General features: G+C 46.4%; 20 protein-coding genes. 3 read left to right on the plus strand and 17 right to left on the minus strand.

The genetic code is table 11. The features are described 5' to 3' along the window. Window positions 1-150: 150 nt before the first annotated feature. The gene (locus K0504_RS07710) at window positions 151-570 is read left to right on the plus strand and encodes a hypothetical protein (protein WP_220103604.1); all 420 of its coding nucleotides are present in this window, start codon (window positions 151-153) and stop codon (window positions 568-570) included. Between the two features lie 230 nt (window positions 571-800). Beyond that, the gene (locus K0504_RS07715; RefSeq protein ID WP_220103605.1) at window positions 801-1,706 is read left to right on the plus strand and encodes a LysR family transcriptional regulator; all 906 of its coding nucleotides are present in this window, start codon (window positions 801-803) and stop codon (window positions 1,704-1,706) included. A gap of 79 nt (window positions 1,707-1,785) precedes the next feature. Here the strand turns inward: K0504_RS07715 and K0504_RS07720 are convergent, their stop codons facing one another. After that, the gene (locus K0504_RS07720) at window positions 1,786-2,046 is read right to left on the minus strand and encodes a hypothetical protein (protein WP_220103606.1); all 261 of its coding nucleotides are present in this window, start codon (window positions 2,044-2,046) and stop codon (window positions 1,786-1,788) included. Window positions 2,047-2,522: 476 nt separating this feature from the next. Beyond that, on the minus strand, window positions 2,523-3,032 hold the full coding sequence (locus tag K0504_RS07725) for a methyltransferase family protein (RefSeq protein WP_220103607.1): 510 nt from the start codon (window positions 3,030-3,032) through the stop codon (window positions 2,523-2,525). An 87-nt stretch (window positions 3,033-3,119) separates the two neighbouring features. On the opposite strand from K0504_RS07725, the gene K0504_RS07730 reads away from it, so the two are divergent. After that, entirely contained in the window at window positions 3,120-3,557 is a 438-nt protein-coding gene (locus K0504_RS07730; protein ID WP_220103608.1) for a MerR family transcriptional regulator, read from the plus strand. Between the two features lie 53 nt (window positions 3,558-3,610). On the opposite strand, the gene K0504_RS07735 is transcribed toward K0504_RS07730, so the two are convergent. The 15 genes from K0504_RS07735 to K0504_RS07805 form a co-directional block, all read right to left on the minus strand. Beyond that, complete coding sequence (locus K0504_RS07735; RefSeq protein WP_220103609.1) at window positions 3,611-6,808, minus strand: efflux RND transporter permease subunit; 3,198 nt, start codon at window positions 6,806-6,808, stop codon at window positions 3,611-3,613. 15 nt (window positions 6,809-6,823) lie between these two features. Further along, a complete protein-coding gene (locus K0504_RS07740; protein ID WP_225918038.1) occupies window positions 6,824-8,086 on the minus strand; it encodes an efflux RND transporter periplasmic adaptor subunit in 1,263 nt (420 codons plus the stop codon). A gap of 16 nt (window positions 8,087-8,102) precedes the next feature. After that, window positions 8,103-9,344 (minus strand): TolC family protein, encoded by a 1,242-nt coding sequence (locus tag K0504_RS07745; RefSeq protein WP_220103610.1) that lies wholly within the window; start codon window positions 9,342-9,344, stop codon window positions 8,103-8,105. Between the two features lie 78 nt (window positions 9,345-9,422). Continuing rightward, complete coding sequence (locus K0504_RS07750) at window positions 9,423-9,791, minus strand: hypothetical protein (protein ID WP_220103611.1); 369 nt, start codon at window positions 9,789-9,791, stop codon at window positions 9,423-9,425. 361 nt (window positions 9,792-10,152) lie between these two features. Further along, a complete protein-coding gene (locus K0504_RS07755; protein ID WP_220103612.1) occupies window positions 10,153-10,479 on the minus strand; it encodes a DUF4405 domain-containing protein in 327 nt (108 codons plus the stop codon). A 75-nt stretch (window positions 10,480-10,554) separates the two neighbouring features. Continuing rightward, window positions 10,555-10,872, minus strand: a complete 318-nt coding sequence (locus tag K0504_RS07760; RefSeq protein WP_220103613.1) for an EF-hand domain-containing protein — start codon at window positions 10,870-10,872, stop codon at window positions 10,555-10,557. Between the two features lie 158 nt (window positions 10,873-11,030). Then, window positions 11,031-12,860, minus strand: coding sequence for a 2Fe-2S iron-sulfur cluster-binding protein (locus K0504_RS07765; protein ID WP_220103614.1), 1,830 nt, complete (start codon window positions 12,858-12,860; stop codon window positions 11,031-11,033). Next, the gene (locus tag K0504_RS07770; protein WP_220103615.1) at window positions 12,857-13,564 is read right to left on the minus strand and encodes a PepSY domain-containing protein; all 708 of its coding nucleotides are present in this window, start codon (window positions 13,562-13,564) and stop codon (window positions 12,857-12,859) included. Before K0504_RS07770 ends, K0504_RS07765 begins: the two co-directional genes overlap by 4 nt. Window positions 13,565-13,670: 106 nt before the next feature. Next, window positions 13,671-14,105, minus strand: a complete 435-nt coding sequence (locus K0504_RS07775; protein ID WP_220103616.1) for a hypothetical protein — start codon at window positions 14,103-14,105, stop codon at window positions 13,671-13,673. Window positions 14,106-14,770: 665 nt separating this feature from the next. Beyond that, window positions 14,771-15,199 carry a DUF411 domain-containing protein gene (locus K0504_RS07780; RefSeq protein WP_191143673.1) on the minus strand — a complete coding sequence of 143 codons (429 nt, stop codon included), beginning with the start codon at window positions 15,197-15,199 and terminating at the stop codon, window positions 14,771-14,773. Between the two features lie 2 nt (window positions 15,200-15,201). Continuing rightward, a complete protein-coding gene (locus K0504_RS07785) occupies window positions 15,202-15,579 on the minus strand; it encodes a hypothetical protein (protein WP_220103617.1) in 378 nt (125 codons plus the stop codon). A 1-nt stretch (window position 15,580) separates the two neighbouring features. Then, window positions 15,581-18,718, minus strand: coding sequence for an efflux RND transporter permease subunit (locus tag K0504_RS07790; RefSeq protein WP_220103618.1), 3,138 nt, complete (start codon window positions 18,716-18,718; stop codon window positions 15,581-15,583). Then, complete coding sequence (locus K0504_RS07795; RefSeq protein ID WP_220103619.1) at window positions 18,715-20,613, minus strand: efflux RND transporter periplasmic adaptor subunit; 1,899 nt, start codon at window positions 20,611-20,613, stop codon at window positions 18,715-18,717. The genes K0504_RS07790 and K0504_RS07795 overlap by 4 nt, the downstream gene beginning before the upstream one ends. Before the next feature lie 14 nt (window positions 20,614-20,627). Beyond that, complete coding sequence (locus K0504_RS07800; protein ID WP_220103620.1) at window positions 20,628-21,932, minus strand: TolC family protein; 1,305 nt, start codon at window positions 21,930-21,932, stop codon at window positions 20,628-20,630. Window positions 21,933-22,026: 94 nt separating this feature from the next. Further along, window positions 22,027-22,458, minus strand: a complete 432-nt coding sequence (locus tag K0504_RS07805) for a hypothetical protein (protein ID WP_220103621.1) — start codon at window positions 22,456-22,458, stop codon at window positions 22,027-22,029. Between the last annotated feature and the right edge of the window lie 7 nt (window positions 22,459-22,465).

The raw sequence follows: 22,465 nt of genomic DNA on the forward strand, positions 1-22,465 counted from the left end.
CAACCGACGCTACCTCAAACGACTTTTCATTCTTAACTGTTCCACTCAGCGGTACAGTCATTTCCAGTTCAACCTGTTTTTCCCTGCCACAGCAGCGCATAAAATGAGTCCAACATTGAGTCACACAACAAAACACATTTGGAGAACATCATGACCATTATTAATCGCAAACGTATCGCGCTGCTATCAGGTATTTTTGGCCTTCTGTCGGTTTCATCCGTATCGGCGGTTGAACACACAAGCGCAGAACAGCACTTAATTAATGTTGCAGGCAAAGCCATTTATATGAACGAGCATTGCGGTACCGACATCGAGAAAGAAAAGTTCTTCGAAGTTGCCAAACTGTCAGTGTTTGCCAATGGTATCGACTCGAGTGACATGGCCAATGTGGACTGGCAAGGCCTGCAAACGTCAGCTCATCGCGCCTATTATGACTATGCTGTGGCCAACCCAGATGGAAAGGCTTGTAACGACTTGTTAGATCGCTCCGCAAGTGTATTGCCCCTTATAGAAAAACGCGGCATGGCGCTTGATATGGACTTGGAAATGGAACAAGAAATGGTGCAATAGGCGCGGCGAGATTAAGACCTTGTTGTCCCCTCAGCCAGCGCAATTTTCTAGTTCGCCCACCAAGTCGCTCCGAAACGAGCCAACCGCGCATCAAGTATCTTCACCGAAGCCACCATCTAGGTGGCTTTTTTATTGCTACGTAACGCGGTTATTTCGTGACCTTCCGCGCTCGTAATTCAACTGGGCAATCGATATAGTTTGGTAACAAGACCAAAAAAGAATGCGAGCATATGAAGTTAGAAGACATGGAGCTGTTTGTAGTCGTTGCCGAGCTTGGCAGCTTTACCAAAGCTGGCGACTATTGCGACATTCCCAAAAGCACCGTCAGTCGGCGCGTTAAAGAACTAGAGGACAGCCTCAAAGTTCGATTGCTAAATCGCACCACTCGGGCGCTCCACCTCACTCAGCAAGGTGAAGTCTTCTATCAACGGGCGAAAACAATCTTAGAAGATATTAGCCGTATTCAAAACGAAGTGGCCGATGAGCAAGCCACGGCATCGGGACGAATTACGGTATACGCTCCTAGCCTGTTGTTTCATGTATTCGCCCGCTGGATGACCGAATTTCGTAAAAAATTTCCCAACATTTCACTAGAGCTATTATCGCGCGACGACAATGCACCGCTCGGTGACGACAAACGATTTGATCTATTAATCCAAGCTGGGCAATTGCAAGACTCAAGCTTTATCGCCAAGAAGCTTGGCGATATTCCCGGCGGTTACTTCGCAAGTCCAAGTTACCTTGCAGAAGCTGGCACACCGAGCAAGCCAGAAGACCTCACAGAGCACAACATCTTGTTTCGCGAATTAGTGCATGGTGAAGAACCTGAATGGCATTTTTATGATGACCAAGGCGAGCACGTCGTTAGGCTGGAGCCTAGCATCATCACTGACTCACCACAGGGGCTGTTAGCGTTGACCTGTCACGGAGGAGGAATAGCCAGGTTATCGAAGGTTCATGCGAAACCACTTGTTGATGAAGGGAAGCTCGTTTCTTTATTTGATGACCGATATCAACTTGCCATTCCTCTTTATGCCTTGTACCCATCACGTCGTTATATGCCTGAACGCGTCCGTTTATTATTACAATACCTTGAGTCAGAGCTGCCGAAAGCGGTTGCTCAATTAGTTCGTTAACTCGCCGAAATTCAACAATCATCGAAACAAAAAACGCCGCAATCATGCGGCGTTTTTTTTAATCAATGTTATGTCGAGATTAATTGGGAAGATTGATCGCTCTCAATTGGCTTAATGGCCCTTGTAGCTGCGCCAGCAACTCACAGCTAACTGCAGTCAGCTCGGCATTGCGAGCAGTTACGTCCAGCTCCAGATAATACCCTGGGTCAACTGAGTCCAATTCAACGAGGCTGTGGAATATATTTTCAATCGTCACCTGTCGATTGTTGGCCAGTTGCGCACAGCTGCCAGCTTGCTGTAAATCGGCTAGCAATTGAATCGCCGCTGTATTTAAAACCATGTTTGCCACCTTAATAGTTTGCATTGTGGCGCCACTATATCGGCTAGGAGGTAGCGGAAAAATGGCCGTGAGCGGAACAGCTTGTTCCAACAAAAACAACAATCATGAACGTATCAATACAGCGGTGAAGCAGTATATAAGGAAACCAATGAGGTGATTAGATAATGAAGGGTTAATGTTTGCATCAAAAGATTGCATAACCCCAGACTAAAAATCAGTATGTTAGACTAAAATTTGCAGCATAAGTTTGCATAAAATTGAAGCGTAAGTTTAGCATTCCATCAATTTGCCGTAGTAAATTTACAATATGCTTTTGCCCGTATTTTCTTTGCTAGCGCACTCGCCGTCATAAAGGGAACGCTCAGTTTATTCACTTCGTATGAACAAGCTGAGCGTTTCACTCAAAGCTGACAAGTTGTGGTCCAGAGAGAATAGCTATATGTCTCAACGCATTTCTGCACAAAAATGAATTGCTGTTAGCGAATATTGTTGAGCACTTTTTTAGCGACTCTTTTTCCTCCCCAGCGCCCAACTTCTCTAGTGTACTCCGTGTAACATTGTCCAAACTTACTGCCGAGAAAGCGTTCTTCAGGGATAATCTGAAATCGAGTGATGTAGGCCGTGAAGCCAAACACAAGCCCAAGAGCAATCAAATTACAAAGATAGAATGCCCACCCAACCAAACACAGAGCCATTCCGAGGTACATTGGATTTCGCGTGTAGCTAAAAATGTCTGACACCACCAAATGGCTTGAAGCATTTGGGACTCGTGGATCGACTGTTGTTTGGTGGTGCCGAAATACCTGTACACCACGTCCAATGACAATCAATCCAGCAATAGCGAAAAACCAACCTACAGCTTGAGCTGCTGGTACATCAAATGAGAACTGCTCAGTAACTTCCGATGCCAAAAACATTAGGCAGGCGATCAAAAACATCACGATGATTGGCGGAATCTTCAGCTCAAACTTTGATGAATGCCACATGCTTACATACCTCACTAACAACATTAGTGAGCCTATGTTAAAACCTCTAGTAACTAGAGGTTCAAGGCTTATTTTGCTCACGACGAAATGACACGAAAAAAAAATACAGCATCTTTGTCTATAGGGCAGCTGTCTAAAGCTGCCAACGTAAAAGTGCCCACTATTCGTTACTATGAACAGCAGCAACTTATTGCTGCCGTAGGCCGCTCAGAGGGGAATCAACGCCAATATTCTGAACAAGAGTTACAGCAGTTGAAATTCATAAAACATGCGAGGGATCTGGGGTTCTCTCTAAATGACGTACGCACTCTCATTTCACTTGATCACCAGCCAAATGCTTCTTGCGAAAACGCACACTCAATAGCAGCTAAACATTTGGAATCCGTTCGCTGTCGCTTAGCACGTTTGAAGCGGCTAGAGGATGAACTGGAGCGAATTGTTTCGCAGAGTGATAGCGGCTTGAATGATCAATGTTCGGTTATTAAAGCACTTGCTGACCATTCACAGTGCGAGAGTGAACACTAAGACTTAATCAAAGGGTAGCCTACCGCTTCGAGCTGAAGCGGTAGGCTACTTAGTTATGAAGTTTCCTGTAATTTTCCTTTTGAAAACCAAGCAAATAGCACTGGTAGTACAAAGAGTGTTAACAGCGTTGCTGTTACCAACCCTCCGACAATAACGGTAGCCAGTGGTTTTTGGATCTCAGCGCCAACACCATTTGAGAGTAACATCGGGATGAGCCCCAGTGCCGAGGTCATTGCGGTCATTAGTACCGGCCTGAGCCTTGAGAGCGCACCATCAAACACGGCGCTTTCAACAGGTGAACCATCTTTAATGCGTTGATTGATGCTTTCAACCATCACTACACCGTTCAACACCGCGACGCCAAAAAGCGTAATGAAGCCAACAGAACTTGGCACTGATAAGTATTGGCCAGATAGCCACAAAGCGAACACGCCACCAATTACAGCTAATGGAACATTCACAAGGATCAACATCGCCTGCCCAACGGAAGCAAACGTGAAATACAATAGCAGTGCAATTAAACCAAGAGATAGCGGCACAACGAGTGACAACCGTTGCTGTGCCCGCTGCTGGTTTTCGTACTGCCCCCCGATATCCACTGAATAGCCAGGAGGTAAATCAACCTTCTTGGCAATCGCCTCCTGAATATCAGCCACCACACTGCCCATATCTCTGCCATGGACGTTGGCTTGAACAACGACCCTGCGTTGAACATCATCCCGGCGTACTTGCGGTGGACCAGACTCTACCGACACCTCTGCTACATCCCCCAAGCGAACCCATGCACCAGAAGGAGAGCGTAAACGAAGCTCAGCGATTTGTTCTCTGTCTTGGCGGAACGACTCAGCTATTCGCACATAGATGTCATAGCGTTCGTTACCGTTAATGATCTGTCCCGCACTTACCCCTCCCATTCCGTCACGAACCAATGACATGACATCTTCAACATTTAAGCCATATCGGGAAAGAGCACGACGATTAGGTTTCACTACCAATTGAGATTCGCCAGCGATTTGCTCCATGGCGACATCACGCGCACCAGCTACATCCTTTACTGCGGACTCTATCGCTTGCCCTTTCTGCGCCAAAACAGTTAGATCAGGCCCAAACAGTTTAATTGCAAGCTGAGCTTTAACCCCGGAGAGTAGCTCATCGACCCGAGTTGCAATAGGCTGAGAGAAATTGAATAGCAGGCCCGGATGCTGCTCAAGCTTATGCTCCATAAGCTCTTGCAACTTGTAGCGGCTATTTGCACTTGTCCATTCAGCAACGGGCTTTAAGCCAATATAAATTTCTATGTTGTTAACAGGCTCAGGATCGCCACCAATTTCCGCCCGGCCAATACGAGACATGGCATAGGTTACTTCGGGAAATTGCATCAAGATAGCTTCGAGCTTAGGCGCAACTTCTAGTGCTGTATTTAGGCTGGAAGATGGAGCCAATGTAACGCGTAGATTAATCGTTCCTTCTTCAAGCTCGGGTACAAACTCGGTCCCCAGGCGTGGGACTACAATCGCCGTCCCAATGACCAGTAAAACAGCGACACCGACTACAACCCGACTGTGATTCAGGCTCCAGCGAAGTCCTGCTCTATATGCTCGCTCAAGAGGCTGAAGCACAAAGCTTTGCCGTGCTCTGATACCATTTCTGAACAGATATGTCGCAAGCGCAGGTACGATCAACAAAGCGACCACCACCGCAGCTAGCATTGCTAACATGATACTCACGGCCATGGGTTGAAACAGTTTTGCTTCCACTCCCTCGAAGCTAAATAGAGGCATGAATACAACCAGAATAATTGCGGTTGCAAAAAAGATAGGTCGCGCCACTTCCCGACCTGCGAGCTGAAGCCTAAGAGCAATGCTACTTTTGTTCGGAATACCACTCCTAAGAACGCTGGCCGAGTTTCCTGCTCTGGCAGAGCTCTGTTCATCATGTTCAGCATCAGGGTGACTTAAGTGCTTAAACATGTTTTCTACCATCACCACCGAGCCATCAACGAGCATACCAATCGCAACGGCGATACCTCCCAATGACATCAGATTAGCCGAGAGACCAAACCACGCCATCACCATTAGGGCGATACCAATGGAAATGGGAATGGAAAGCAAAACCAGCAATGTTGCTCTGAGGTTCATCAGAAACAGTGCCAATATCACCACGATCAGCGCGAAGGCCAGTAACAGCGCATTGACTACTGTCTGCACCGCTTGCGAAATCAGATCAGCCTGATCATAGAAAGCTTCAAAGTGAACCCCTTCTGGCAATGCTTGATTAATACGCTCAACCCTGTTGTTGATCCCATCAATGGTTGCTTTGGTATTTGCTCCCATACGCTTAAGAACGATGCCAGAGACAACCTCGCCAAGGGGATCGATAGTGCCATCTTCGGCCTTTCGGCTCATGGTTACCGCACCTTGACGGATCTCCCCTCCCAACGAGACATCAGCAACGTTGGCAACAGTGACAGTAACACCGTCAATAGTTCTGACTGGAACCTGCCCAAGTTGCTCCAGCCCAAGATCACCCGAGGCTACCCAGCCAGTTCCTCTGATCACGAGTTGTTCTTGGCCTCTATTCATATACCAACCGCCAACATTGGTATTATTTCGTTCCAGAGCAGCAATTACATCGTTTTGAGAGAGCTCGTATGCCAATAATAGCGAAGGATTTAGGTTGACTTGATACTGGCGAACCTCACCACCGAATGAGAGCACATCGGTCACCCCTTCTGCTGGAATAAGCAGCAGCTTCACAACCCAATCATTAAGGCTCCGTAAGGCCATTGCATCAAATCCAGAATCGGGTTCAGCGACCAAAAGGTACTGATAGACCTGACCCAAACCTGACGTATTCGGCCCCATTTCTGGCGTACCTACGCCCTCAGGAATGAGCTCTTTAGCAGCTTGAAGCCTTTCAAACACCAATTGTCGGGCAAAGTATATGTCGGTGCCTTCTTCGAATACGACAGTCACACCCGACAAGCCTGTCTTTGATATAGAGCGTACTTCCTTCACATCGGGTAGCGCATACATAACCGCTTCAATCGGATAGGTAATAAGCTGCTCAACCTCTTCGGCAGCGAGCCCAGGTGCTTCGGTATTCACTGATACCTGAACATTGGTGACGTCAGGGAATGCGTCCAAATTTAGTTTAGGGATCAGAAACGTAGAACTAACAATAATGACAATGAGGGCTATCAGTACCAACAACCTGTTGGCCACAGCCCAATCAATAATTCGATTAAACATCGGGACTCCAGTTACTTAGTGGTTGTGGGGGTCAAAACCGCCCTTGGCGATCTGTGAAGCAACGAAAAATGCTCCCTTAGTCACAACCCGCGCTCCCGGTTTCATTCCCCGAATTTCGCGAACTTGCCCATAGGAATCTCCCAACTTGACTTCCATAGGAATAAATTCCCCTGGATGATCTTCAACGAAAACAGTCCAATCACCATGTTCATCTCGAATCAACGCCGACTCTGGTACTGCAATTACTGAATGTTTAGTGCGAAAGTTAAAGAACACTTCAGCAAATTGACCTGGGTGAAGTTGATGAGCAGCATTATCAACGACCAGCCGCACGAGGCGTGTACGCGTAACCGGGTCGATGGTATGGGCTTCTTGAGATACAATGGCTTCTAAGCTTTTACCTGCGCTTACCACTTCGGCTTTTGAGCCAGCTTCCAATGACATATCCAAGTTTGGTGATAAGTGAGCCTCTACCCAGAGCTGCTTTTCATCGGCAATTAGGATGAGGGGCTCGCCTGAGTCAATACGTTGCCCTTGTTCAAATTCATCGGATAGTACCGAGCCATCGATTTCAGCTCTCAATGTATACTCACCCAAAGATGGTGCGCTCTGCTTTTTCAAGCTTTCTAAATCACTGAACGACAACCCATACGCCAGCAAGGTCGCTTGAGCCGCTTCAAGGTTCGACTTTGCTTCAACATAGCGTTGAGCGCCAACCGTTTGTTGGCCCAACGATTTGACTCTTTGCCATTCAGGCCATGCGGTACGAAACTGAGATTGAGCTATGGCGACACTTTCGCTAAAGAGCGTGACTAGCTTTTGTCCTTTTTCAATATGCTCCCCCAGAGTTACATGGCGACTTAAAACAACAGAAGGAACGCGAGGTGAGACTCGATAACTTGTGTAGCCATTGGTTAGGATCTCTCCGGGAGCATACAGCTGATAATCAATTTGTTGGAATTGAAGTGGCTCGACAACAATATCAGCAAGAGCCATTTGCTCTGGGCGAAGTGTTACCGCACCGTCAGCATCATGCTCGTTGCCTACAGTGTGTGGCTCGTCTCCAATCTTATGGTCGTCGTGCTCGTCGTGTGCATGTTCACTATGGTCATGCTGACCATGCTCCTCATTATGTTCCTCTTCATGCTCATGAGATTCTTGATGAGGTTCGTGGCTATCAGTTCCTGAGGCTACATGAGCATGCTCTGTCACAGATGCCAATGTAGCCGACGAACTGAGCAATCCGGCAATTAAAATAGTCATAAATTTCATGTTCATTGATACCGTCCTACGCTTAGTTCATCGGTTGAATGAGAGTGGCCAATTGCCCGGATTGGTAGAGTGCTTCTGTTAATGCAAGCAATGCTTGTTTTTCAAGCTCGATACCTGCCAATAGACTCTCTGTGCGCTGGTTTAAAGCTAATAAATAATTGGGGGTTGAGAGGTCGCCACTTTTCCATTGACGCTCTAACAGTTGTTCGCTGTTGTTGACTCTATTGCCTAGTAGAGACTGCCAAGAGTTAAGGTGGTACTCATATCGTTGCCAACTGCTACGTGCAGCCCGCCAATTAACTCGCTGTTTACGAAAGGTCGCTATCCATTGCGCTTCAGCTTCAAGTTCTAGGCTTTGTGCCTCACGACTCTCTGCATCAAAGTTATTTCGCACATGAAGTGGAACGGATACTGTGAGCCCAACTAAGCTATCGCCACCATCCCGGCCAGCATTTATGCCAAATGTGGGATCGGGTTTCGCCGCCCGACGAACAGATTCAGCATGCTCTATTTTTGAACGCCACATTGCTTCAGAGCTTGCGACCAGTGGGTATTGACTAAGATTTTCGTCGGTAGCTTCGACAATTGAGGATGGCCAAAAGTCGTCGGGAAGACCACCTCTTGATTGTGACCATTCGGGCAGAAGCTCCTGAAGTTGAACCTCGGCCCGAACCAAGTTTGCCTCAATATCTGCGACTTGGGCGATTTGCTGCGATAACGACAACAATGTTAGCTGCGCATCAACAGCCCCGATATCGCCAGTCTTTTGCTGAGCATCGACCAATTGAAGTAATGAAGTGAGCTGCACCTTCTGTGATTGAGCAATATCGGCAGCCTGGCTCGCGGTTTTCCATTCAACTAAGGCCGCAACAACCTCCGCAGTTTTATTCAGTACTTGCTGCTTGTACATGTGCATAGCCGCTGTTTTTAGGTATGCGGCCTGCTTGGTATTCACCGACCTTCTATCCCAAAGGTCAATAGTTTGCTCTAAACCCACCACATAATTGTTTTCATCGCCATTGCGATCCGCCCCAACAGACAGTGCGGGGTTGTAAATAGGCTGACCCATTGCTTCAGCATTGGCATTCACCCCCTGCCAACGCTCCTTTGCTTCAAGTACATCAGGGTGCTGATTAATCTGCGTGGCTAACCAGCTATTCCAGTCGCCAGCTAGTGCTTGTGATTGAAGAAATGAGGCACAGACTACGCCAAGCGGAAAGCACCTTATTGCGCCAGTCAGGCGCTTCAAAAAAAGATTTGTCATTGTTTCGACCAAACATTGAATATCGTTAGATACACAGAGGCACGTTGCCTCTGCGAGCTTAAAAAATGAAAGAGTCGATTACGCTATTGGAGGACGGAACAACGGGATAGGTAAGTAATTTGTTTGGCTAGGCAAAAAATCGACAGGCGTTTCCACTGAGGGTAGATACGGGGCTGTAGGAATAAGAACAACAAGAGCTGCTGATGTATGGCCGTGGCAATGTCCACATTGGTGGCAATCATTTGCGGGTTGATCGATGTTTTCGGCATGGGAGGCTGTTTCAATATGTCCAACTGAAACACCAGCACCCTCGGCATGTTGATGAGAATGGTTTGTTTGGTAGTGTTCTAAATCTGATTGATGCGGCTCATAAGTGTACGCAATAGCCAATCCTGATTGTAGAACAACCAGTAGAGTCAGCAGCGATACAAAAAACTTACGAAACACCAGACGACAAATCCATAAACTGACCCAACAAGAGAGGTGAATTTATCAAAGCAATACTCTTTCGACAAGTTTGGAGCTTAATCTGAAGCACTTAGCTCGGATTTCCAAACTAACGTCCTCTGCTACAGATGTATCGACTTCAGGTCAATGAGCTAGCTCAACGCCTTTGGCACGTTATGGATTAGAAAAAGTATCCTTCTCACATCTTGCCCCTGAGAAGGAATGGGGCACTTCCGTGCTAGACCTGCTAGCACGTTGGTGGAGGCTTTTATTTCTTGTTTTCTTTAAGGCAAGAACAAATTGAGCCAGAAAATTTTGGTACTGTGCATCGTTTCTAAACTTGGAGTTTGTTTGAATCACTTCAACTAAAAACAACAAACGAGACAACTGCGACAATGACCGCTATTGCCCATAGTACTGGGTTTCCCCAATTCTCATTTTTTCCGGCTAGGTATTTGGTCAACGGCTTCTTGTTAAGCACGACATGAAATAAAACCAAGGCAATGCTTATGAAACCCAAATACAAATGGATATCTTTGTATTGATGCTTCGTCAAACCAATCCAAGCCCACTGACTTGAGCCGGGGCCATGAGGAGCAACAAATAGGATCAGCCCAGTCACCATCAGCACAGTAAACGAGAAAGCCAAAATAACCGCCGTATATGGCCTTAAACGATTCAAATTCATTCTGTATCTACCCCAGTTATGGAGAACTTTATAAGTTCGCTCATCTGAATAGAGTAAAACCTAGAGCCTATGAAACTAAGTCGAGCGTCGACAGGGGGGCCGAGCTAGAAACTCTTCTGCACTGATGAAACCATCTTGGTCTAAATCGTATTGCTCGAATATTTTCGAAGAGTCGGCAGCATTTCTTTGTAACTTCGCTTGACCAACTCGCCTTAATTGACGAACTGAATGAAAAGTTTCGAACTCTTCTTTGGAAATGAAACCATCGTTATTCGTATCAATGTCGATAAACTCCGGTTGTTGTTGCCTGCCACCGTAACCTCGGCTATCGACTTGCGGGGCAATAGAAATAGCGAGCATACCTACGATTATCGCAAGGGCTAACCTGTTCATTTTCATTTGCCTTACAGAGAGTACACATCTAGGTATAGAGCATAATAACCACTAACTCTGTAAGGTTTTGTAAACTCAACTGCTGATACTGCAATTACCCTGTGACTCAAGGCTCATTGCGTATAATCATCACAACCGCTGAAATGCTGTACCAAGGGTTATCGACCCGAACTGAAGTCATCTTTGAATATTAGCTCAGAGGGAACGCCACTATTGATGAGGATATTCTCAACCTCTATCATCATCTTACTTGGGCCACATAAATAAAATTCAGTAACCTCCCCATTTAGCCAATGTTTGATTTGCCCTAAGATGACCTGCTGAACGTAACCTTGCTTTCCCTCCCAATTACAGGAAGGACTTGACAGAGTGGGTAGATAAAAAAAGTTACCCATCTCTTCCGATAATGTTTCGAATTCTTCATTGTAAGCAAGTTCATCTTCATTTCTTGCGCCTTGAATGAGCCAGGTTTCATGACGATCAGAACCGAGCTCAACCTGCTCCCAAATTATTGCTCTCAATGGTGCCAATCCCGACCCCGCTCCAATTAAAACTCTTCGAACCACTTCATTCTCAGACGCAAAAAAATCAGAAAATGGACCGCTTGCGATAACTTTATCCCCGACATTAAGAGCTCCCAAATAGCTGGAACCCAAGCCTGCTGCTGACTCATGAAGTTGCCACCTAACATTGAATATCAGCTTGTTATCGAGCGAGTCATAGGTTGCCAACGAATAATGCCGCACACCTCCTTGATGAGTGAATGTACCACTAGGAATCTGTTGCCAATATCTCTCATAGTGTTGAGGCAAATCCTTAGGTCTGATGAAATTTGTACCGCCAGGAATGATAAAGCTCATATACGCCCCAGCGCGGTATGGAACTCTCTTTCCTCCAGCAGCGGTAAATTTTATCTCCTTTATAAATGGTGTAACAAACTTGGTCTCCACCGTTGTTAACTCATAGGTCTGAACCTCTTGAGGGGCATCAATTTCTATCTGTTCTATGCCCGAAACAAAATGTTGGCATGCAAGCCTGTATCCTCGATTTAGTTGCTCTGGCGAGAGGAGATCTTGATCTGCCGTTGTTTGGGGAAGGTTTTTACTCGACTTAAACTTGCATGCCCCGCATGTTCCCCCTCCGCCGCAACGAGATGGAAGAAATACTCCTGCCTCAGCCAACCCGTGCAAAATCGTATCTGCTTTGGGTAAGGCTAAATCTGAAGTCGTACCTGAAGCTAAATGCCGAACAGATAATTGCTTTCTATTTTTAGCAAGAGGGACTCTTAGCAGTCCGCTTTTAAATAAAGCGATGAGCCAGACGATCCCTGTAACCGATAGAGTTAATGTCAATCCAGCAGCCGAAACTATGAGCCAATGATTGAAACTTCCTGAATTTCCATAATCCATGAAGTGCAGCCTAAACATAAGATCACGCAAGCGCCGATCATCGTCAATATGGCTGATGACTCGTCCATAATTTTTATCAATGTAAACATTGGTGTGACTGGGATCATCGAATGATACCTTCCAAACAGCATTTTCTTCTCTCGGCAACTCGCGAACAGGAGGCTTTACCAAAGACACAGCAATAACATTTGCAGTTCCGGTGTAGGAACGATTTGCTATCTTTTTTACAAAAGGTTCTGTTAGAACAAAAGGCTCTCCAGAATAGGCATTGAAGAGTTGCACATAATGCTTCTGGTAACGATGTTCGGGTTTCGTATGTATAACCTGATAGTAAGGCTGCTCCAATATCCACAGTAGTTTTACGCTCTCAGCACTTTGCCCAGTTAAGTTCATCCACGGTATAAGTGGCCTTGTTTTAACTCCTTGGTGGTTAACCGAAGTTTTACTGGCATTTCCTCCCGCTACATGATGGTCGACTAGAGCAAAGTAGCCTCCGGTTCCTATCCAAATCATTATTTGGAACCCTACAGCGATAGAAACCCATTTATGTATCGACTTAGTGAAGCCAAGGAGGCTCATAAAGCCTCCTTGGCGAAGTCAGATCGCAACCGCAATACCAATAATATGATGCCAGTCAATCCTGCTGCTAAGGCCGTAGTTGCGCTTAAGATGAACAACAAATTTGAAACATTTTCTCCTTCGGTGTAATCCATAATGTGAAGCCGCCACATCCAATCAAAAATTCTCCATGGGGTATGGCGCTTAGTCACAATTTCGCCAGTATATTCATTGACATAAAAAGTCGGAGCCGAATAGTGATCAAATGTCACTTGCCATACAGGAAGGTGTCTAGCAGATATTTCTGAAGGCTTAAGAGACGCATCTGATATGAGTTTTACGTGACTGATTTCGTCATTACCTGCGTAACTGTATTTCGCAATCTGCCTTGCTTGATGTTCTTTAACTGGAGGAATTCTTTCACCAGTATTTGCATCCACCGCAGCTCCGTGACCTTGGGGAGTTACAAATCGATAGATAGGATGCCCTGAGCTCATTGTTAGCTCGACATTGATAGCTTTAGGGTTGTCTCTAACTAAAGAATCAAACGAATAATTTACCTCCCTCCCGATTAGTTCTTCCCTAGAGTCGACTGAAAGAAATTCACCATGAACATAGTGAATATTCATCAGCACCATGTATAAGCCACTGATGGCCCACAACAGAAACTGTGCTCCCACAACTACCATCAACCACTTGTGGATTACTCTTATGACTCTAATCATTGCTTAACCATATCGGTAATTAAGATTCGAAGGCATTACACACTAACTCAAACTAGCTAATGAACGGAGCAAGAGGGTCTCTTCCCCTCATGCTCCGAAGTCAGAGCTAGTGAGCTGCCGTAGATTTCACATCAATAACGTGTTGCTCCAATATGTTCTGACGCACCAACAAATGTTCAAGCAGCGCCACCACCATAATCAATTGAGTATCCTGGTGGCTTTCTAATTGATAACAGGTCTGCTCATCTGCTGTTTGCCGCTCTAAACATTCAGCATTGGCTATGCGCTTTGCGCGGACCATTTCAGTCAATTGCTCAATACCCGTTGCCATTGCCTCTCGGTGTTCCTTCATAACCCCTTGATTTGGAACTGTGGTGCCATTCACCAGAGTCTTTTCTAATAACGAATTCATTGACTTTATCGTCTGATGCATCTTTTCTTGGTGTTGATACATAGATACAGAAGTATCGTCGGCCATTACAGCCATTGAAGGAGCCGTTAGTAACAAGGCAACAATGAGTTTTTTAACAAAAATTTTCATGGTGAGATTCTCTATTTGAGTGAGTTCGAGTCTTATACGGAAAGTTATATGGGCTAAGAATCTCTATTCTCTAAACACTTCAAACAAGAGAAAAATAGGCGCCTTACGTTGGGCGCTTGGCCTTATCTGCGAGCAGGCATATCTCCTTTGCCGCTCAAAATTTCGCAGCAGTTGCATGCTGGAGTCACTATGAGCAACATCAAATTTTCGCTTTGATTGCGACTCTAGAGCCTGCGCAGCCCTGCAACTTGACAATTCACAACAATCAGTCCGTTCGGCGGATCGCACTTTTACTGAATGGCAGCCTATCTTTTGCATGCCATCATGTTGAGCTATTTTGGGGAACGAGAAGGGTTCAGCACAGGAGCTTAAAAAGCTCATCGCGGATAGCAGACCAAGCAATAAAATCGGGGTAAGTAACTTGGCTTTACAACTAGCAAGCCTACCGTAGTTGCCATACATCAAGGTACTCATCATCATACGTTCCAGTTCGGTGCTTCCGCTCTGTGGCTCCTCACCGCTAAGGAGTGAACGCTATATTTCATGTGAACGTCCTCGAAAATAGCAATGGGCCTGTCCAAACAAGCTTCAAACACAGTTGAGCTGACGAATAACCGAGTCGCAATATGTGACTAAAGAGGCGACAAGAAGCCGCCTCTTGGCTATCAATGGTAATGACTAAACTGCGAAGTTTGTCCATCGTGATGAACAGCAATCACGCTGTAAGCATCTTTACGATTCCCTTCCATTCCAGGTGAGCCCATCGGCATGCCGGGCACTGCGATGCCTTTAATATTTGGGCGCTCATCCAACAATCGCTGAACATCTTTAGCGGGAACGTGACCTTCAATAAAATAACCACCAACAAAAGCGGTATGGCAAGAAGCTGCCGCTGGTGTCACTCCGGCTTGCTCCTTTAACTTGCTAAGATTGTTTTGAATAACAACATTCAATTCAAAACCTTGCTGTTGCATGTAGTCCACCCACTTCTGACAGCAGCCGCAATATTCAGACTTGTACACTTCAATCGTCTCAGATGCAGTGGCAGCCCCGATACTGAGCAAGATACTTGCTACTAAAGCTAACTTTTTCATTTTCACTCTCCGCTATTCTTGCTCGACATCCGGTGATGCTCGCTATGATCCATACTCTGATGGTGACTATGATCCATGCCCTGATGTTGGTTATGTTCACTTTTTCGATGTGGGCACTGCTTGTGCTCCTCTGCCCCTGAGTGGGCTGTTCCTTGTTCTAGGTGAGGACACTGTTTTTTGTCTTCATGTGTGCAGTCGCCAGAGTCGTGGTGAGGACACTTTGTCTGCTCTTGGTGCATGCTTTGATGTTGGCTGTGATCCATACCATTCATCTCGGAGTGTTTCGCCATAGATGTTTCGGCAGCATTAAGGCTCCAAGAAATGGAAGCTGTAGCAAAGAATGCTGCGAATAGAATGTTTTGTAGAGTTAATTTTTTCACTTTATTTTCCTTTCAAATAAGGTTTGATTGTCTGTTTGCACCACAGGTAGTACACAGCAGGCACAAGCAATAGCGTAAGTAAGATGGAAGAGACCATGCCGCCAACCATTGGGGCAGCAATGCGTTGCATGACTTCGGAACCAGTTCCTGTTCCGTACATGATGGGTAATAGGCCGACGATAATAGTGGCTGCAGTCATTACTTTGGGGCGTAAACGTAATGCCGCGCCTTCGATCACTGCATCCTTCAGTCCGCTTAACGTAATTGGTTTTTCTGCTTGCTGACATTCATCAAGCCAGTCATCGAAAGCGTGCCGAAGGTAGAGCAGCATTAGCACACTCGTTTCCACAGCAACCCCAGCCAAAGCAATGAACCCAACGCCAACGGCAACCGAAAAATTAAACCCTTGCCAATAAATCAACCAGATCCCGCCAATCAAAGCCAACGGAAGCGTCCCCATGATGATCAGCACGTCACTAAACCGACGGTGGCTCAAATAAAGCAGTACCACAATGATCGCCAGTGTTAATGGAATCACATAGGAGAGCTTCTCTTTAGCCCGAAGCATGTACTCATATTGGCCGGACCAAGTAATCGAGTAGCCCGGAGGTAGAGCAAGCTCTGAGGCAACAATTTCACTTGCCTGCTCGACATAGCTACCAATATCTACATCTTCCAAGTCAACGTAGGTCCAGCCATTCAGTCGGGCATTTTCACTTTTGATTCCTGGAGGGCCATCTTCGATATAAACATCGGCAACATCACTCAGAGCAATCCGTTGATTAGACGGAGTTACGATCGGCAGCAGAGCAATGCTCTCTGGTGAATCACGATAGGTTTGGGGGTAGCGCAAATTGACCGGGTAACGCTCAAGTCCTTCAACGGTTTGAGTCACGTTCATCCCGCCGATTGCTGTCGCTACGACTTGTTGCACATCAGCAATGTTTAATCCATAGCGAGCAGCCTGCGCCCTATCAATATCAACCTTGATATAGCGCCCTCCCGCGACCCGCTCGGAATAAGCAGATGCGGTGCCAGGCACATCTTTAAGTATTTGTTCTAATTGTTGCCCAATGGTTTGGATTGTATTTAGTTCTGGTCCCGCGATTTTAATGCCAACAGGTGTCTTAATGCCTGTCGCTAACATATCGATGCGAGTTTTGATGGGCATGACCCATGCATTTGTTAACCCAGGGAACTGAACTAAGCTATCGAGCTCTTGTTTAAGAACATCGGTTGTTACTCCTTCTCGCCACTCTTCTTTCGGTTTCAACTGAATAAAGGTTTCAACCATCGTCAAAGGAGCAGGATCTGTAGCAGTATCAGCACGGCCAACCTTACCAAAGACATTCTGAACTTCGGGAATAGTTCGAATCAGTTTATCGGTTTGCTGTAGCAGCTCTCTTGCTTTGCCAATCGAGACCCCCGCGTAAGTGGTTGGCATGTACATTAGATCGCCTTCATCCAGAGGAGGAATGAATTCCGTGCCAATTTTATTGACCGGCCAAAAGCCTATAGCAGTGATCAAAATCGAAACTGCAATGGTCGATTTGGGGTATTTCAGTACGCCGTTTAATAGCGGCATATACAAAGCCATCAGGATACGGTTCACCGGGTTTTTGTTCTCAGCAACAATGTTGCCGCGAATGAAATAGCCCATCAGTACCGGAACCAAGGTAATGGCCAGAGCAGCAGAAGCTGCCATTGCGTAAGTTTTTGTAAAGGCCAATGGAGAAAACATCCGCCCCTCTTGCGCTTCAAGAGTAAATACCGGAAGAAAGCTAACGGTAATAATCAATAGCGAAAAGAATAGTGACGGGCCAACTTCAATTGCAGCCTTGGAGACAACTTGCCAACGGTTCTCATCTGTCACCTTCTCTTTTTCCATGTGTTTGTGCATGTTTTCAATCATCACGATCGCGCCATCGACCATTGCGCCAATTGCAATGGCAATGCCTCCTAACGACATGATGTTGGCATTCAAGCCCTGTAAATGCATCACAACAAAAGCGGCCAATATGCCCACTGGGATAGTAATAATGCCCACCAATGACGAGCGCACATGAAAGAGAAAGATCAGGCAAACCAATGCGACAACAATGAATTCTTCCAGTAGCTTGTGCCAAAGGTTGTCCACCGCTCGCTCTATTAACCCAGATCGATCATAAACAGGCACTATCTCTACACCTTGGGGTAGGCTGGGCTTGAGTTGCTCTAAACGACTTTTAACGGCCTCAATTGTTTTTTGTGCATTCTCGCCAAAGCGCATCACAATGACACCACCGACCGTTTCCCCTTCGCCATTCAGCTCAGCAACCCCACGTCGCATTTGTGGCCCTAATTGAATATCTGCAACATCTCTTAAAAGCAGTGGAGTACCTTGCTGATTAACGCCCAACGGAATGTTGTTTAAGTCGTCAATGCTTTGAATATATCCGGTCGCCCGAACCATATACTCAGCTTCTGAATTCTCGATAACCGAAGCGCCAACCTCCTGGTTTCCTCGTTGAATAGCGGTTTGAATCAGGCTAAGGGGAATACCAAAGGCGCGGAGCTTATCGGGGTCAACTTTGACCTGGTACTGCTTGACCATGCCGCCGACAGTTGCTACTTCAGAGACCCCAGCAACAGTCTGTAGCTCATACTTTAGAAACCAGTCTTGGATGGAGCGAAGTTGTGATAAATCACGCTGGCCGGAGCGGTCTATTAGCGAGTAGATGTAAACCCAGCCCACACCTGTTGCGTCAGGGCCAAGTTGCGGCTTAGCGGTACTTGGTAAGCTCGGAGCAACTTGACTCAAGTATTCTAAAACTCTACTTCTGGCCCAATACAAATCGGTATCATCGTCAAAGATCACGTATACATATGAGTCCCCAAAAAACGAAAAGCCTCTCACAGTTTCAGCACCAGGTACCGACAGCATGGCGGTTGTCAATGGGTAGGTAACTTGCTCTTCAACAACCTGCGGTGCTTGTCCTGGGTATGACGTTTTAATGATGACCTGAACATCAGAGAGATCAGGAATCGCGTCGATCGGTGTTTGCTTGACTGCCCATAGTCCTCCCACCACTAATATAAGCGTCATGAGCAGTACCATGAACCGGTTGTAAATCGACCATCGGATAATGGAAGCAATCATTGCTGTTCTCCACTCTTAGCCTTGTTGGAATTAGAAGCAGAACCTGAATGCTGACTATGATCCATGCCTTCGTGCCCGCTGTGTTCCATGGTTTGATGCTGGCTATGATCCATGCCTTCGTGGCCATTGTGTTCCTTGGTTTGATGCTGGCTATGATCCATGGCTTCGTGTCCGCTGTGTTCCATGGTTTGGTGCTGGCTATGATCCATGTCTTTGTGGCCATTGTGTTCCTTGGTTTGATGCTGGCTATGCTCCATGCCTTCGTGCCCACTGTGTTCCATGGTTTGGTGCTGGCTATGATCCATGCCTTCGTGCCCACTGTGTTCCATGGTTTGGTGCTGGCTATGATCCATGCCTTCGTGGCCGCTGTGTTCCATGGTTTGATGCTGGCTATGATCCATGCCTTGGTGGCCGCTATGCTCTCCCCCAGGAGTCGAAGAGCGGTCTGATCCCGAAGAAATAATGTGAATGCCCTGAATGCTGTATGCATTGTTGGCTTCAGCAATTTCAAAGTGCAGATGTGTGTCAGGCGTCAGCAATTCAATGTCTACTACCTCTGCAACACCGAACTTCATTGTCATAGCGGGCCACTGCCACGCATCAACAGGCTCGTGTTCAACCGTTACTTCTCTATCGATAGGGTTAACCGACTTCACAACACCTTCAGCCCAAACAGTTTTCGCAAGTGCAGTATCAGCCGATGACATCCGTAAAAAATCTGAACTAATGCTGGATTCAGAATCGAGCAAAAACTGTGCGGAAGAGACGATGGAGTCTCCTTGCTGAACTCCGGCAATCAGCTCCGCTTGCTCCGAGTCAATGCGGCCCACTTGAACTGCAACAGACTTGTATTTTCCTTCTCCCATAGCGAGAACAACTCGATCTTGCGAGCCTGTTCTTATGAGCGCTTCTCGAGGCACTATCAGGGTATCTTTGTCAGAATCTGCGTGAATAGCGACTTGAGCAAACATGTTCGGTTTTAACGTCTCGTTTTTATTAGCAAACCTGAGACGAACTCTGGCAGTTCGATTGTCTTGATCGAGCATTGGGTAGATGTAGTCGACACGCCCTTGCCACTCACTCTCTGGCGCGTAGTCCAATGTCATCGAGACCTTGTCACCCACATTGACTAAATTAGCTTGTCTTTCGAATAACTCTGCCGTAACCCAAACTTCATCCAGAGGCCCCACTGACAAAATTGTCTTGCCGGGCTTGACGAAGAACCCTTCATACACATCGAGATTGGCAACTACACCCGATTGAGGTGCCACAATTGTTATTGTCCGAGACACAGCTCTATTCTCAACAACAGCTTGTATTTGGGATTCGGGAACCTGCAATGCTCTCAGGCGCTCTTTAGCGGATTTGATGAGTTTTGTACTTTTTCTATCTAGAGCAAGAAGAAGTTCTTCTTGAGCATTGACAAGCTCTGGCGAGTAGATCGAAAACAGCGGATCCCCCTGAGTCACTCGCTCACCTTCAACTTTGACGAATAACGTCTCAAGCCAGCCTTCAACGCGAGGGTGAACGTGAATTAGCGCATCCTCGTTGAAGCCTACGTAGCCAACCGTGTTGATTTCCGAATGGAAAGGTTGGTGACTCACGTTGATTACTCTGACGCCTAGGTTGTTTTCAACTTCGGGAGAAATGGTCACTGTTCCGGGACTATTTGCACCTTCGCTGTCTGCATAAACAGGAATCAAATCCATTCCCATTGGAGACTTTCCTGGTTGATCTCTTCGGTAATTGGGGTCCATAGGCGCAACCCAATAGAGCGGTTCATCAGCCGCGCTTTGATGTTGAAGAGTTGGCGTCGGGTTCAACACATGGTAACCAGCGGCACCTAACACAACACCCACGGTTATTGTTAGTGATGTTTTGACAAAAGTATTCATTGATTCAAATTCCCTTAAATAACTTCACCGGCTAGTAAGTAGTTGAGCTGCACAACCTTTTTCAAACGCTCGACTTGAATTTGGCTAGCTTCAATCTGAGTGTTGAGCACAGCAATGTATGCACGCATGACTTCTGCAAAGTCTCCGCGATCAGCGGTGTAAGCATTCAAAGCTGAGTCGGCCTGCTGATTGGTTTGCTGCAACAACTTTTGGCTGTATTGAAGTTCGCGTCGTTCTAATCGGTTGATTTGAGCAGTGAGCGATTCAAATTCGGCGCTCAACTTTCGCAATAGCAGTTGGCGTTCGGTTTCAACGGAGAGTGCTCGATAGCGAGCAGCATCGACTTGCTTGTCTTGGCGAGACTCGGTGAAAATAGGCAAATCAAAAGTGACCCCTACTGATAAAAAATCAGCTCGACTGTTGCCGTAAGGATCATCTTGACGATAACCATAGCTTGCGGTCAGTCCCCACTCTGGTTTGTAACTTTGCTTAGCTATTTCAACATCGGTATTTGCAATTTCTCGTTGTTGCTCAATACCTCTTACTGTTGGATGCTTGGCCAGCACTCGTGTCAACGCACTTAATTCTCCAGCTTTGAATACAGCCAGTGGTTCGATTTCAGGCGCGTCGATCGTTAGCGCATTTGCTATTGCTTCAGGTGGTAACCATTCCAATAGCAACTGGAGGCTAGTGTCGAATTGTTGTCGAATTCTTAATACGCGCTCATCTAAACGAGCCAGCTCCAAGTCGGCTCTAATTAAGTCCTGCTGGCGAGTGTTGCCTGCAGCAGATGTGTACCCTTTTTCGGTTACATCAACCAATTGCTCGAACAAATATCGATTGTTTTCGATTAAATCTGCAATATGTTGAGCTAGCCATGCGTCTAGGTATATTTGACTGACGAGTGAAGTGACTTTGGCAGATCGAACTTTTGCAGCAATTAACGTAAGCTCATTTTTTTCTTTTCCCTGCTCACGTCGCAGCTGCAGTGTATCCCCTCGGGGAAACATTTGACTCACGCCAACTTTCAGCTGCGTCATACCTTCTTGGTCGAAGTTGAAAGTGTCCGTTGGAATATTTGCTGCGGAGATGTTTATTCTCGGATCAGGCAAAGAGCTTGCGGCAGTCGCCTCACTCAAAAATGCTTGCCCATTGAGTTTGTTTCCCTCTTGCCAAATATCGCCAGATAGCGCCAGATTGACAGCTTTAGCCAACGATAGTTTGGTCTCTTCAGCCCAAACTCCTGAGGTGTGAGCCAAGGGCAAAAATGAAGCAACTACCAGCGCACACAGGCGCAAGTTACGATTTGGGTTCATCATGTACGGGCCTCTATAAGCCAAATGATTAAATGTACAAATAGGGTTGTGCTGCACTCAAAGAGCACAGTTAATTGGGGTGTTCGGAACTATGTGGCTAATTCAGCAGGCGCTGAATTGTCAGGAAGATGGGGGGGTATCCCGATGTGGGTACTATATGACGCTTTGGTCGAAGGATTGGTTTAGGTCGCACGATGAATAGCGATAGCATTAGTGCCAATACAACAACAACGGCAAGCGTTTGGAAGTTATCTGTTTTAGAGTTAACCAGTTTGGTTATAGAAAAATCATCAGCATTGTCACCACAGCATCCGTGCTCCGAAGCAGCAGGGTCTTCCGTAGTCATGGGTTGGTGGTGCGCATGGGAATTTGCTTCTGTGAAAGCCATATGCTCGGAAGTGCTGACTTGAGAAACGGTATCATCATGAGCAAACAGATTTGAGCAAGTCACCGTGACACAAAATATAAACCACACAGACAGAAGTGCTGCCGTGCGATAGTTGTATTTTTGTAGACGCAATAGTGACATTGATCGG

It is taken from the genome of Neiella holothuriorum, from assembly GCF_019457915.1.
In the GTDB taxonomy this organism is placed as follows: Bacteria; Pseudomonadota; Gammaproteobacteria; order Enterobacterales; family Neiellaceae; genus Neiella; species Neiella holothuriorum.